This is a genomic window from Cupriavidus sp. WS (assembly GCF_000395345.1).
Taxonomy (GTDB): Bacteria; Pseudomonadota; Gammaproteobacteria; order Burkholderiales; family Burkholderiaceae; genus Cupriavidus; species Cupriavidus basilensis_B.
In genome coordinates this window covers 1-13,603 of record NZ_AQPL01000052.1, presented here as the reverse complement: position 1 = coordinate 13,603, position 13,603 = coordinate 1, and the positions used below count along the sequence as shown (strand labels likewise).

General features: G+C 69.6%; 15 protein-coding genes. 8 read left to right on the top strand and 7 right to left on the bottom strand.

Going from position 1 to position 13,603, the window contains the following annotated elements:
- Positions 1-55: 55 nt before the first annotated feature.
- Positions 56-1,297: a polyhydroxyalkanoate depolymerase gene (locus K206_RS0105560; RefSeq protein WP_020201423.1), complete on the top strand. Its 1,242-nt coding sequence runs from the start codon at positions 56-58 to the stop codon at positions 1,295-1,297.
- Between the two features lie 99 nt (positions 1,298-1,396).
- On the opposite strand, the gene K206_RS0105555 is transcribed toward K206_RS0105560, so the two are convergent.
- Positions 1,397-2,032, bottom strand: coding sequence for a TetR/AcrR family transcriptional regulator (locus K206_RS0105555; protein ID WP_020201422.1), 636 nt, complete (start codon positions 2,030-2,032; stop codon positions 1,397-1,399).
- Between the two features lie 204 nt (positions 2,033-2,236).
- On the opposite strand from K206_RS0105555, the gene rsxB reads away from it, so the two are divergent.
- Positions 2,237-3,052, top strand: coding sequence for an electron transport complex subunit RsxB (gene rsxB, locus K206_RS0105550; RefSeq protein WP_020201421.1), 816 nt, complete (start codon positions 2,237-2,239; stop codon positions 3,050-3,052).
- Positions 3,049-3,693: an endonuclease III gene (nth, locus tag K206_RS0105545; protein ID WP_020201420.1), complete on the top strand. Its 645-nt coding sequence runs from the start codon at positions 3,049-3,051 to the stop codon at positions 3,691-3,693. Before rsxB ends, nth begins: the two co-directional genes overlap by 4 nt.
- 91 nt (positions 3,694-3,784) lie before the next feature.
- Here the strand turns inward: nth and K206_RS0105540 are convergent, their stop codons facing one another.
- A complete protein-coding gene (locus K206_RS0105540) occupies positions 3,785-4,372 on the bottom strand; it encodes a malonic semialdehyde reductase (RefSeq protein WP_020201419.1) in 588 nt (195 codons plus the stop codon).
- A 250-nt stretch (positions 4,373-4,622) separates the two neighbouring features.
- Between K206_RS0105540 and K206_RS0105535 the strand changes: the two genes are divergently transcribed.
- Complete coding sequence (locus K206_RS0105535) at positions 4,623-5,054, top strand: DUF1841 family protein (RefSeq protein ID WP_020201418.1); 432 nt, start codon at positions 4,623-4,625, stop codon at positions 5,052-5,054.
- A gap of 182 nt (positions 5,055-5,236) precedes the next feature.
- Entirely contained in the window at positions 5,237-6,577 is a 1,341-nt protein-coding gene (locus tag K206_RS0105530; RefSeq protein ID WP_020201417.1) for a phospholipase A, read from the top strand.
- Between the two features lie 12 nt (positions 6,578-6,589).
- On the opposite strand, the gene K206_RS0105525 is transcribed toward K206_RS0105530, so the two are convergent.
- Positions 6,590-7,015, bottom strand: a complete 426-nt coding sequence (locus K206_RS0105525) for a thioredoxin family protein (protein WP_020201416.1) — start codon at positions 7,013-7,015, stop codon at positions 6,590-6,592.
- Positions 7,016-7,110: 95 nt separating this feature from the next.
- On the bottom strand, positions 7,111-7,668 hold the full coding sequence (gene grpE / locus K206_RS0105520; protein WP_020201415.1) for a nucleotide exchange factor GrpE: 558 nt from the start codon (positions 7,666-7,668) through the stop codon (positions 7,111-7,113).
- A gap of 273 nt (positions 7,669-7,941) precedes the next feature.
- Between grpE and K206_RS43605 the strand changes: the two genes are divergently transcribed.
- Complete coding sequence (locus K206_RS43605; protein WP_020201414.1) at positions 7,942-8,097, top strand: hypothetical protein; 156 nt, start codon at positions 7,942-7,944, stop codon at positions 8,095-8,097.
- Between the two features lie 41 nt (positions 8,098-8,138).
- Here K206_RS43605 and K206_RS0105510 read toward each other — a convergent pair whose 3' ends face one another.
- The 3 genes from K206_RS0105510 to hrcA all read right to left on the bottom strand — a co-directional run bounded on the left by K206_RS0105510 (position 8,139) and on the right by hrcA (position 10,829).
- Entirely contained in the window at positions 8,139-8,534 is a 396-nt protein-coding gene (locus K206_RS0105510) for an RNA-binding S4 domain-containing protein (RefSeq protein ID WP_020201413.1), read from the bottom strand.
- Positions 8,535-8,563: 29 nt separating this feature from the next.
- On the bottom strand, positions 8,564-9,679 hold the full coding sequence (gene hemH, locus K206_RS0105505; protein ID WP_020201412.1) for a ferrochelatase: 1,116 nt from the start codon (positions 9,677-9,679) through the stop codon (positions 8,564-8,566).
- Positions 9,680-9,791: 112 nt separating this feature from the next.
- Positions 9,792-10,829, bottom strand: coding sequence for a heat-inducible transcriptional repressor HrcA (hrcA, locus tag K206_RS0105500; protein WP_020201411.1), 1,038 nt, complete (start codon positions 10,827-10,829; stop codon positions 9,792-9,794).
- A gap of 104 nt (positions 10,830-10,933) precedes the next feature.
- On the opposite strand from hrcA, the gene K206_RS0105495 reads away from it, so the two are divergent.
- Positions 10,934-11,851, top strand: coding sequence for an NAD kinase (locus K206_RS0105495; protein WP_020201410.1), 918 nt, complete (start codon positions 10,934-10,936; stop codon positions 11,849-11,851).
- A gap of 55 nt (positions 11,852-11,906) precedes the next feature.
- Positions 11,907-13,603 (top strand): DNA repair protein RecN (recN, locus tag K206_RS0105490; RefSeq protein WP_020201409.1); only part of this gene is annotated, 1,697 nt, incomplete at its 3' end.

The following is a 13,603-nucleotide window of genomic DNA, read 5'->3' as shown; positions in this document are numbered from 1 at the left end:
ATAACGTCAAGGCGTTGAATTCCCGCTTCGCCCCCCAGCCTGATAGGTATCCGTCATGCTTTACCAGCTGCATGAGTTCCAGCGCTCGATGCTGCACCCGCTGACCGCGTGGGCGCAGGCCACGGCCAAGACCTTCACCAATCCCCTCAGCCCGCTCTCCCTGGTCCCCGGCGCCACCCGCCTGGCCGCCGGCTACGAGCTGCTGTACCGGCTCGGCAAGGAATACGAGAAGCCGTCGTTCGACATCAAGTCGGTCCGCTCCAACGGCCGCGAGATCCCGATCGTCGAGCAGACCATCGTCGAGAAGCCGTTCTGCAGGCTGGTGCGCTTCAAGCGCTATGCCGACGACCCCGAAACCATCAAGCTGCTCAAGGACGAGCCGGTGGTGCTGGTGTGCGCGCCGCTCTCGGGCCACCACGCCACGCTGCTGCGCGACACCGTGCGCACGCTGCTGCAGGACCACAAGGTCTACGTGACCGACTGGCTCGACGCGCGCATGGTGCCGGTCGAGCACGGCCCGTTCCACCTGGCCGACTACATCCACTACATCCAGGACTTCATCCGCCATATCGGCGCGGACAACCTGCACGTGATCTCGGTCTGCCAGCCGACCGTGCCGGTGCTCGCGGCGATCTCGCTGCTGGCCTCGGCCGGCGAGAAGACGCCCAGGACCATGACCATGATGGGCGGCCCGATCGACGCGCGCCGCAGCCCCACCGCGGTCAATTCGCTGGCGACCAACAAGTCGTACGAGTGGTTCGAGAACAACGTGATCTACACCGTGCCGGCGAACTACCCGGGCCACGGCCGCAAGGTCTATCCCGGCTTCCTGCAGCACGCCGGCTTCGTGGCGATGAACCCGGACCGCCACCTGTCCTCGCACTACGACTACTACCTGAGCCTGGTCGAGGGCGACTCCGACGACGCCGAAGCCCACGTGCGCTTCTACGACGAATACAACGCCGTGCTCGACATGGCGGCCGAGTACTACCTGGACACCATCCGCGAGGTCTTCCAGGAATTCCGCCTGGCCAACGGCACCTGGGAAATCGACGGCGAGGCGGTGCGCCCGCAGGACATCAAAGGCACCGCGCTGCTGACCATCGAGGGCGAGCTGGACGACATCTCGGGCGCCGGCCAGACCGCCGCCGCGCACGAGCTGTGCGCCGGCATCGCCAAGACGCGCAAGCAGCATATCGTGGCGCCCAAGTGCGGCCACTACGGGATCTTCTCCGGCCGCCGCTGGCGCCAGGACATCTACCCCGAGCTGCGCGACTTCATCCTGAAGTACCGCTGATCCCGCTGAACCGCCGCCGGCGCGCCGGCGGCAAGAAGGCAAAACGCCCGCATCGGATGCGGGCGTTTTTTCATGCGGTGACGCGCGCGGCGGCGGGCCTCAGCGCTTTTCCAGGTAGGACAGCAGCATGTCGGTGTGCAGCTCGGCAAAGCGCGCGTGCTCGTCCTGCGAGGCCACGTCGCGGCCGATCACCGCGCTGATGGTGTAGCGGTTGGACAGCAGGTAGTAGCCCAGCGCCGAGATCGTCAGGTAGAGCTGCGGCACGTCCACGTCGTCGCGGAACACGCCCTGGCGCTGGCCGCGCTTGACGATGTCGGCCAGCACGTTGACGATCGGGTTGACCAGCTGGTGCAGCTGCGTGGACTTCTTCAGGTGGCGCGCCTCGTGCAGGTTCTCGCTGTTGACCAGGCGGATGAACTCCGGGTTGCGGTAATACCAGTCCCAGACGAAGCGGGCCAGCGTGCGCACCGCGGCCACCGGGTCTTCGTCGACGATGTGCAGTTGCTCCTCGGCGGCGCGGAATTCCGCGTACTGGCGCTCCAGCACGGCGAGGAACAAGCCCTCCTTGCTGCCGTAGTAGTAATACAGCATGCGCTCGTTGGTCTCGGCGCGCCGCGCGATCTGGTCGACGCGCGCGCCGGCCAGGCCGCCCTTGGCGAATTCCTCGGTCGCCGCGTCGAGAATACGGCGGCGCGTACCCTCTGGGTCCCGCTTCGTTCTGGTTTCGTTTTGCATGCGACGGCTGAAGAATCGTTGCGCGGGATTATGGCATAGGGCGGCAGGCGCCCGGCCCCGCGAAGCTGCGCCGCATCATCGCGCGTTTCTGCGCCGCAACGAAATCGGGGATAATCCCTGCCGCGCAGCCGTTCCGGCGGGCCGGGCCACCGGCCGGACAAGAGAACGGCGCCCCGCCGTCCCCGCAAACCCGCAAACGCCGCTGTGACTGCCATTCCGCAAACCCTCGCCGACCGGCTCGAAGCCCTGCTGCCGCAGACCCAGTGCACCAAGTGCGGCTTCGACGGCTGCCGCCCCTACGCCGAAGCCCTGGCCGCCGGCGAGGCCGACTGCAACCGCTGCCCGCCCGGCGGCGCCGAAGGCATCGGCCGCCTGGCCGCGCTGCTCGGCGCGCCGGCGCCGGCGCTGGACCCGGCATGTGGCACCGAGCAGGCGCGCGCGGTGGCCCGCATCGACGAAAGCCTGTGCATCGGCTGCACGCTGTGCATCCAGGCCTGCCCGGTCGACGCCATCGTGGGCGCGCCCAAGCAGATGCACACCGTGCTGGCCGACTGGTGCACCGGCTGCGACCTGTGCGTGGCGCCCTGCCCGGTCGACTGCATCGCCATGATCCCGGTCACGCCCGGGCGCACCGGCTGGGCCGCGTGGTCGCAGGCGCAGGCCGACGAGGCCCGCGCGCGCTACGTGGCGCGCCGCGCCCGGCTGGTGCGCGAGCGGGAAGAAAACGACGCCCGCCTGGCCGCCAAGGCCGCCGCCAAGCTCGAGGCGCTGCAGGCCGAGACCGCGCAGAGCGAGGAAGAACGCCAGGCCCAGGCGCGCAAGCAGGCCATCATCCAGGCCGCCATCGAGCGCGCGCGCCTGAAGCAGCAGGCCGTCAAGCCGCGCAACACGGAAAACGTCGCGCCCGTCGTGCAGGCCCAGATCGACGCCGCCGAGGCGCGCCGCGCCAGGGCCGGCCTCGCCGCCCCGGACCCGGCCGGACCCGCACCCGACACCAACCCAGCCCACAAGGACGAATGAACGCCGCCAAGTGCCGCGCCCTGTTCGAAACACTGCGCGAAGTCAATCCGGCCCCGGCCACCGAACTGGAATACAGCTCGCCGTTCGAGCTGCTGATCGCCGTGCTGCTGTCGGCGCAGGCCACCGACGTGGGCGTGAACAAGGCCACCCGCAAGCTCTACCCGGTCGCGCACACGCCGCAGCAGATCCTCGACCTCGGCGAGGAAGGGCTGATCGGGTACATCAAGACCATCGGCCTCTACAAGACCAAGGCCAGGCACGTCATGGCGACCTGCCGCATCCTGGCCGAGCAGTACGGCGGCGAGGTGCCGCGCGACCGCGCGGCGCTGGAAGCGCTGCCGGGCGTGGGCCGCAAGACCGCCAACGTGGTGCTCAACACCGCCTTCGGCGAGGCCACCATCGCCGTCGACACGCACATCTTCCGCGTGGCCAACCGCACCGGGCTGGCGCCGGGCAAGAACGTGCAGGTGGTGGAGCACAAGCTGCTCAAGGTGGTGCCGCAGGAATTCCTGCACGACGCGCACCACTGGCTGATCCTGCACGGGCGCTACGTCTGCAAGGCGCGCAAGCCCGAGTGCTGGCACTGCGCGATCGAGCCGCTGTGCGAGTTCCGCGAGAAGACCGAGGCGCCCAGCATCTGAACGGCGCCCAAGCGGCATCCGAACGGCGCCCGCAATGCAGAAAGGCCCCCGCGGGGGCCTTTGCTTCTTGCCGCGGAGCGGAACGCCGCCCTCAGACGATGCGGCAGGCCTCGTCGAACGACAGGCGCGGGCCGCGCGGGAACAGCTTGTCCGCCTCGCCGTAGCCCAGGTTGCACAGGAAGTTGACCGACCACTTGCCGTCGGGGAAAAAGGCGGCGTTCACCTTGGCGGCGTCGAAGCCGGCCATCGGGCCGCAGTCGAGGCCGAGCGCGCGCGCGGCCAGGATGAAATAGCCGCCCTGCAGCGAACCGTTCATGAGCGCGTCACGCGCGATCTTTTCCGGCTGGCCGGCGTACCACGCGCGCGCGTCGGCATGCGGGAACAGCTTGGGCAGCTGGTCGTGGAAGGCATTGTCGAACGCGATGATGGCCGTCACCGGCGCCGAGCGGGTCTTCTCCGTGTTGCCGGCCGAGACGCATTCGACCAGGCGGGCCTTTTCCGCGGCGCTCCTGACGAAGACGATGCGGGCCGGCGAGCCGTTGGCGGCGGTCGGGCCGAACTTCATCGCCTCGTAGATCTGGTGGAGCACGGCATCGTCCACCTGGCGGTCCTGCCAGACGTTGTGGGTGCGGGCATCGGTGAACAGTTGGGCGATGGCGGCCTGGTCGATCGGTTTCATGCGTCGGTTCCTGAGCGGGAGGAGGAGAAGGAGGAAGAGGTAAGAGCCGGATTGTAGCGAAGACCGCGCTTTCCCTCTGCAAGCGATTTGAGCGGACGATTCAATTCTGTTGCATCTTTTGCCGCACCTTCTGTTGCGCCCGCGCGGAGGCGGCGGCGCAGGCGCGGCAAGCGGACATGGCGACACCTGGGCTGAAACGCCCGGCGGGCGCCCTGCGGCGCCATCCGCGCTCGTTTACAATGGCGCCACCATGTTCAATCCCTCCCGCGAAGAAGTCCGCCGTTTTTTCTGCGAAGCCTGGCAGAAGCAGCGCGCCGGCAGCGTCCTCACCCCGCTCGAAGCCATTGCCGTCGACTGGATCGGCGAGCATCCCGAATACCAGGACCTGCTCGCCGACACCGAGGGCGCGCTGGGCCAGGACTACACGCCCGAAGGCGGCCAGACCAACCCCTTCCTGCACCTGGCCATGCACCTGTCGATCGCCGAACAGGTCTCGATCGACCAGCCGCCCGGCATCCGCGGCGCCTACGAGGCGCTGGCGCGGCGCCTGGACTCGCCGCACGAGGCCCATCACCAGGTCATGGAATGCCTGGGCGAAATGCTGTGGCAGGCACAGCGCAGCGGCCTGCCGCCCGACGGCGAGCAATACATCGCCGCCGTCCAGCGCCGCGCCACGCGCTAGGCCGGCGCCGCCCGCCGTCGCGGCGGATAACGGCGGCGGCGAATGGTGGCAGACAACGGCGGCGCACAAATCATCACAAATTGCGCGTGCCGGGCATGATAGGCTCTACCGCGTCGCAATCACCCGCCGCGCATGCGTCACCCGCCCCCCCGGAGTCAGGGAACGCAGGCCGCCTTCATCCCATGCCGCCTTTCTCGCGCAAAGCCCGGGCTGCCGGCTCCGGCGCGCACCGGCGCCGGCCCGCACCGGCCGCGCCCGCCCTTCTGTTCTCGCTGATGCTGGCGGCGGCCTGGCCGCTCCAGGGCCGCGCCGCCATCGCGCTGCTGCAGCCGCCCAAGGTGGTCGACGGCACCCGGCCGCTGACCCTCACGCTGCTGGTCAGCGCCGACAAGGCCAACCGCGCGTTCCTGGTGCCGCAGACCATCGAGGTGGTGGCTTCGGCCGACCTGCAGGCGCCGGTGCGCCTGCACATGGAGCGCGCCACGCCCGGCCCCGCCACGGTCCGGCTGCGCCAGGGCGAGCACCGCATCATCGAATACAGCGCGACCGTGCCGCCCACGCTGCGCGGCCTGGTGCGGCTCGACGCGGTCGACATCGACGCCGCGCCGGTGCTGGTCACGCTGAACCGCGCGCCCGGCCCGGCGAACGCGCCGGCGGCCCCGGCCACGGCGGCCCCAGCACCCGCGGCCGCCGTGGCCACCTCGCTGGCACCGGCCGACGACGGCCGCGCCCCGGCGCCGGCGCCCGTGGTGCCGGTCGTGCCGGTGGCCGCCGCGGCCGAGCCCGCGCCGGTGCAGGCCGACCTGCGCGACCAGGGCCGCCTGACCTTCCACGAACCGATGTATTTCATGGCCGGCGGGCACGGCGGCGCCAATGCCAAATTCCAGCTCAGCTTCAAGTTCCGCGTGTTCCAGGGCGAGAACCCGAACTCGCGCAGCCTGCTCGACAACCTGTATTTCGGCTATACGCAGTTCTCGCTGTGGGACCTGGCCTCGGACTCGCACCCGTTCCGCGACACTAACTACCGGCCGAGCCTGTTCTATTACCTGTCGGATACCGGCGTGCACAACCGCGCCATCAGCCGGCTGTCGGTGGCGGCGGGCCTGGAGCATGAATCGAACGGCCTCGACGGCGACCGCTCGCGCAGCATCAATACCGTGTTCGTCAGGCCGACCCTCTACCTGGGCGACCTGACCGACTGGCACTGGAGCGCGTCGCCCAAGCTGTACTACTACGTGGAGAAGAGCGACAACACCAACATCGCCAGCTACCGGGGCTACATGGACCTCAAGCTGGCCTACGGCAAGGCGGATTCGTGGGAGTTCGCCGCCACCCTGCGCAAGGGCACGCAGAAGTACTACGGCAGCGTGGACGCGGCCGTGACCTACCCGCTCGCGCGGCTGGTTCCGGGCACGGCGGGCTACCTGATGGCCGGTTATTTCATCGGCTACGGCGAGAGCCTGCTGGACTACAACCGCAAGCTGCCGTGGCAGTTCCGCCTCGGCTACGCGCTGTCGCGCTAGCGCCGCCGGCGCTCAGCCGGCCAGCGGCTTGCCGCCGGCCTTGAGGCGGGCGTTGCCCACCGCCGCGGCGAACTGGCCGTGGCCATGCCAGCCGGTGGCGCGGCCCAGCTTCTTGCCCTTGTGGAAGAACATGAACACCGGGATGCCGTGCAGGCCGAAGCGCCGGCCCAGCTCCGGGTGCGCGTAGACGTTGGCGTGCAGCCAGTGCAGGTCGAGCGCGCGTACCGGCTCGGGATTGGCCAGCATGGCCTTCTTCGCCATCTCGCAGTTGAAGCAGTCCACGCCCCAGAAGAACACGCAGACCAGCTTGTCGCCGGCCGCGGCGATGGCGGCGTCGATGTCGTCGCCATTGACTTCGCGCATGCCGAACGCCTCGAAGGCGCGGTGATCCTGGTGCGGGGCCTCGGCGCCGGCGGCCTGATCGGGGGATGTGGACATCGGTCTCTCCATCAATGGAAAACGCCCGGGCCAGAGCGGCACCGGGCGTTGCTCGTGCCAGCCGGACGGGCGGACAGCGAAAGGGACTGCGGCGGTTACTTGGGCGCGGACACCGTCACCAGCGCCGGGCGCAGCACGCGGTCGGCGATCATGTAGCCGCGCTGCAGCACCGACACCACGGTATTGGGCTCCTGCGGCGCCGGCACCATCGAGATGGCCTGGTGGCGATGCGGGTCGAACTTCTCGCCGACCGGGTTCAGCTCGACGAGCTTGCCCTTCTCGAAGGCGCTGGTGAGCTGGCGCGCGGTCAGCTCGACGCCTTCGCGCAGCTTGGCGATGTCGCCCGAGCCGTCGGCCAGCGCGGCCTGCAGGCTGTCCATCACCGGCAGCAGGTAGTCGGCGAAGCTTTCGATGGCGAACTTGTGCGCCTTGGCGACGTCTTCCTGGGCGCGGCGGCGGATGTTCTCGCCTTCGGCGGTCGCGCGCAGGAACAGGTCATAGTTTTCCTTGGCCTTGGCTTCGAGCGCGGCCAACTGGGCGGCCACGCCGTCCGCGGCGGCGTTCTCGGCCTGCGCGGCCGGCGCGTTGTTCAGCTCCTCGCCGGCGGCCGCGGGCGGCGTCGTGTTGGATGGCGTCTGCTTCTGTTCTTCCATGTCGATCCGTTCTGATACAAGGACGCGGCCGGCCTGCGCCGGCCACGGGTGGTAAATCGGCAAATGTAGCCTGCAATTGGTGACAGGCTTCCGGTTTTTCAAGAGCGCACCGTGTCGGTGCGGTGAAACACATGGTTACAAAGAGGCGGGCACCGAAATAGGGGCCATATTGCTTTGCTGCAACGCACCCTCTAAGATGAAAGTGTACAAAAATGACAAAAATAACGGGGTCGAAGATGCATCACAAGTCGGGCCACTCTCGAAAGGTTAGCCATGCATAAGCTGCCTGTTCTGACGGTCTTCCTTCTCGCCGCATTATCGGTGATGACAGTCTTCATCTGCCTCTCCGGCGCCTTCACGCCGCGGGATACCGAATACGGCAGTGGCAAGGCGGTTTTCAAGCATTACATCGTTCCCTTCGTTCGCTGACCAGCCAGTGAGCCGCGGCGCCGCATGCGCCGGCGCGCGCCTCACTGTCCGATGCCGTCGAGCAGGCGTCGGTCGCGCTTGGTCGGCCGGCCCTGCAGCCGCGACGCCGGCTCCGTGTTGACCCGCCGGTTTTCCGCCTCCTCCCGCCGCCGCGCCTGGCTTGCCTCGGTTTCCGCGTAGAGCGTCTGCGCCACCGGCGCCGCGCCGCGCGCGCCCGCGATCCCCTTGACCACCAGTTCCCAGCGCTGCTGGTGCGCTTCGAGCACGACCGTGTCGCCGGGCCTGACCTCGCGCGAATTCTTGCACGGCTGGCCGTTGACCCGCACCTTGCCGCGCTCCACGGCCTCGGCCGCCAGCGAGCGGGTCTTGAAGAAACGCGCGCACCACAGCCATTTGTCGATGCGCAGGCGGGCATCCGCCTCGAAAGATACGTTCATGCTGTCATCTCCTTGCCACGAAGCGCGCCTCAGGCCGCCGCGCCGCGCATCTGGGCCTGGCTGCGGCGCGCCTCCAGCTCGTGCGGGTGCGGCAGCCGCAGCGGCCAGCCCTGCAGGTGCTGCAGGGCGATCTCCGCCAGCCCGGCGATCCAGGACTCGGCGTCGTTGAGGCAGGGAATGTAGTGGAAAACCTTGCCGCCGGCCACCTGGAATTCGGAGCGCCCTTCCATGCCGATCTCCTCGAGCGTCTCCAGGCAGTCGGCCGGGAAACCCGGGCAGAACACGTCGACGCGGCCCGTGCCGACCTTGCCCAGCTCCCGCAGCGTCGGCGCCGTGTACGGCTGCAGCCATTCCGCGCGCCCGAAGCGCGACTGGAACGTGACCTGGTACTGGCCCGGCTGCAGGCCCAGCGCCTCGCCCAGCAGGCGGCCGGTCTTGAGGCATTCGCAATGGTAGGGATCACCCAGTTCCAGCGTGCGCCGCGGCACCCCGTGGAACGACAGGATCAGCCGGTCGCCGCGCGCGAAATCGGGCGTGCCGTGCTGCGCCCAGTATGCGCCCACCTGCTGGTGCAGGGCAGCGATATAGGACGGATGGTCGTGAAAATGCTTGACCAGCCGCAGCTCTGGCTGGTTGCGCCACTGCGCCAGCACGCGGAACGCCTCGTCGAACGCCGTGGCCGTGGTGCTGCCCGAATACTGCGGGTACAGCGGCAGCAGCAGGACGCGCTCGGTGCCCTGGCGCCGCAGCGCCTCGAGCACCGAGCCGATCGACGGATTGCCGTAGCGCATCGCGCACGCCACCGTCACTTCGTGGCCGTGCTGGTTGAGCAGCAGTTGCAGCGCGTGGGCCTGGCGCTCGGTGTGGACCAGCAGCGGCGAGCCGGTCATGTGCGCCTCGCGCAGCCACACCGACTCGTATTTCATGGCCGAGGCGCGCGAGCGCAGCGGCAGGATGAAGCCGTACAGGATCGGCAGCCAGGCCGCGCGCGGGATCTCCACCACGCGCGGATCGGACAGGAACTGCCGGAGATAGCTGCCGACGGCCTTCGGGGTCGGCGCGTCCGGGGTGCCGAGATTGATCAGCAGGACCGCCGTGCGCGGCGCCTGGCCGTGCTGATAGGCCGGTTCGGGAGTAGTCGTCATGGTGTTTCCGGTGTGGCGGGGCGGGCCGCGGCGAACGCGCGCGGCCGCCGGGTCGCGCCGGGCCGGCGGGCGCAACGGCACTGGCAGCCGGTGAGACCCGCCGGGGCCCGCACTAATTCTGGCTCAGCGCGCTGGACAGCAGCCGCGCCGTGATGTCGACGATCGGGATCACCCGTTCGTAGGCCATGCGGGTCGGCCCGATCACCCCCAGCGTGCCGACGATCTGGCCGTCGACCTCGTAGGGCGCGGTGATGACCGCCATGTCCTCGAGCGGCACCAGCTTGCTCTCGCCGCCGATGAAGATCTGCACGCCCTGCGCATGGCTGGAGACGTCGAGCAGCTTGAGCAGGCCGGTCTTGTGCTCGAACACGTCGAACAGGCGGCGCAGCTTTTCCATGCTGGAGGACAGGTCCTCCACCTCGAGCAGCTTGCGCTCGCCGGAGATGAAGACGTGGTTGTCCTCTTCCTCGGCCATCGCGCTGCTGCCGGCCTCCACCGCCGCCTGCATCAGCTGCGACATGTCCATGCGCAGCGCCCGCAGTTCGCCGCGCAGGTGGTCGCGCACGTTGTCGAAGCTCATGCCGGCATAGTGCGAGTTGATGAAGTTGGCGGCCTCGACCAGCTGCGACGGCGTGTACGGCAGCTCGGTCTGGATGATGCGGTTCTGCACGTCGCCTTCGGGCGTGACGATGATCAGCAGGATGCGCTTGTCCGACAGCCGCATGAATTCGACCTGGCGGAACGCCTGCGCGCGCCGCGGCGTCATCACCACGCCGGCGAAATGCGACAGGTTGGACAAGGTGTGCGCCGCCGAGGTGATCATGCGCTGCGGCCCGAGCTGCTGGCCGTGCAACTGCCCCTGGATCTTGCCGGCCAGCTCGGCCAGGTTGAGCGCGCTGTCGAGCGGCTGGGCGGTCAGCATGGTGTCGACGAACAGCCGGTAGCCGCGCGGCGTCGGGATGCGCCCGGCCGAGGTGTGCGGGCTGGTGATGAAGCCCATCTCCTCCAGGTCCGACATCACATTGCGGATGGTGGCCGGCGACAGGTCGAGCCCCGAGTATTTCGACAGGGTGCGCGAGCCGACGGGCTGCCCCTCGGCGATATAGCGCTCGATCAGCGTTTTGAGAAGCGTTTTGGCACGTTCATCCATGATGCACCCGATTTTACGCAAGTTTTCCCGGTTCGGGCGGCTGGCGCGCACCGGCGCGCGCCGGCGTGCTGACAATGGTCACGGCGGTATGGTCTAATCCGGGCATGTCATCGCTCCCCAAGCCCGCCGCCGCGCGCGCCCCCTTCCGCACCGTCGCCCTGATCGGCAGGTACGCCACCGCCGGCATCGAAGGCCCGCTGGAAGAACTGGCCGCCTGCATCCTGAAGAACGGCCAGGACGTCGTGTTCGAACGCGAGACCGCGCTGGCCACCGGGCTGACCGACTACCCTTCCCTGCCGCCCGGCGAGATCGGCAAGCATGCCGACGTCGCCGTGGTGCTGGGCGGCGACGGCACCCTGCTGGGGCTGGCGCGCCAGCTCGCCGGCTTCCCGGTGCCGCTGATCGGCGTCAACCACGGCCGGCTCGGCTTCATGACCGACATCCCGCTCGAGAACGTGCAGTCGGTGCTGCCCGACATGCTGGCCGGGCGCTACGAATCCGAGACCCGCATGCTGCTGGAGTCGCAGGTGGTGCGCGACGACGGCGTGATCTTCTCCGCGCTGGCCTTCAACGACGTGGTGGTCAACCGCTCCGGCATCTCCGGCATGGTCGAGCTGGCGGTCTCGGTGGACGGTTACTTCATGTACAACCAGCGCTCGGACGGCCTGATCGTGTCCACGCCGACCGGCTCCACGGCCTACGCGCTGTCGGCCGGCGGCCCGATCCTGCATCCCACGCTGTCCGGCCTGGTGCTGGTGCCGATCGCCCCGCACGCGCTGTCGAACCGCCCGATCGTGCTGCCGCACGACGCCGAGGTATCGATCGAGGTGGCCACCGCGCGCGACGCCAGCGTCAACTTCGACATGCAGTCGCTGACCTCGCTGCTGCCCGGCGACCGCATCGTGGTGCGCCGCTCGGCCAAGACCGTCCACCTGCTGCACCCGCTCGGCTACAACTATTACGCCACGCTGCGCAAGAAGCTGCACTGGCACGAGTACCCGAGCGAAGACAACCGGCTCTGATGCGGCCCCGAACGACCCGGAACGATCCAACCCAGACCCTGACCCGTCGCCCACGATGCTGCGCAGCCTGTCCATCCGCGATTTCGTCATCGTCGATAGCCTCGACCTCGACTTCTCCCCGGGCTTCACCGTCTTCACCGGCGAGACCGGCGCCGGCAAGTCGATCCTGATCGACGCGCTGGCCCTGGTGCTGGGCGAGCGCGCCGACGCCGGCGTGGTGCGCGAAGGCGCCGCCCGCGCCGGCATCAGCGCCACCTTCGCCACGCCGCCCGGGCTCGACGCCTGGCTGGCCGAGCACGACCTCACCGGCGACGAAGGCACGGTGCTGCTGCGCCGCACGGTCGACGCCGGCGGGCGCAGCAAGGCCTTCATCAACGGCGCCGCCGCCACGCTCGGCCAGTTGCGCGAGATCGGCGACCGCCTGGTCGACATCCACGGCCAGCACGCCCACCAGCTGCTGCTGCGCCCCGACGCCCAGCGCCTGCTGCTCGACGCCCACGCCGGCCTCACCGCGCAGGCCGGCGCCGTGGCCGAAGCCTGGCGCTCGTGGCGCGCCTGCGTGCGCCAGCGCGAGACCGTGGAGCACCGCTCGCGCGAGATGGCGCTCGAGCGCGAGCGCCTCGAATGGCAGGTCGGCGAGCTGGAAAAGCTCGCGCCACAGCCCGGCGAATGGGAAGACATCCAGGCCGAATACAACCGCCTGTCGCACGCCGCCGGCCTGATCGAAGGCAGCCGCGCCGCGCTCGAGGCGCTCTCCGAGGCCGACGGCTCGGTGCTGTCCACGCTCAACGGCGTGGTGCAGCGCCTGCGCCAGCTCGCCGACGTCGACCCGGCCCTGGGCGACGTGCTGGCCGCGCTCGACCCGGCCCAGGTGCAGGTCGAGGAAGCCGCGCACTCGCTCAACCGCTACGTCGACCGGCTCGACCTCGACCCCGAGCGGCTGCAGGTGGTGGAGGCGCGCATGCAGGCGCTGCACACCACCGCGCGCAAGTACCGGCTGCCGCCCGAGCAACTGCCCGACGAGCTGCTGGCACGGCGCCAGCAGCTCGACGACCTGCAGTCGGCCCAGGACCTGAACAAGGCGATGGCGCGCGAGGCCGCCGCGCGCGCCGCCTACCTGACCATCGCCCAGCACCTCGGCGCGGCGCGCAAGGTGGCCGCCGAGAAGCTCTCGGCCGGCGTGACCGAGGCCATGCAGGGCCTGTCGATGGCCGGCGGCAGCTTCGCCGTGGCGCTGCACCCGCTCGAGGAAGGCCAGAGCCACGGCCTCGAGCAAGTCGAATTCCTGGTCGCCGGGCATGCCGGCGTGAGCGCCCGCCCGCTGGCCAAGGTGGCCTCCGGCGGCGAGCTGGCCCGCATCAGCCTGGCGATCTCGGTCATCACCAGCGAGGCCGCGCCCACGCCGACCCTGATCTTCGACGAAGTCGATACCGGCATCGGCGGCGCGGTGGCCGAAGTCGTTGGCCGCCGCCTGCAGGAGCTGGGCCGCGCGCGCCAGGTGCTGTGCGTGACCCACCTGCCGCAGGTGGCCGCGCAGGCCGGCACGCACCTGCTGGTCAGCAAGGAAACCAGTGAGGGCGGCCCGGCCGGCTCCGTCACCCGCTCGCGCATCCGCGCGCTCGATGCCGCCGGCCGCGTGGTCGAGACCGCGCGCATGCTCGGCGGCACCACGGTGACGGCCACCACCATGCAGCACGCCGAGGAAATGCTCGCGCAAGGCGCGCGCGGCGGCGCCGGCGCGGCCCGCGAGCC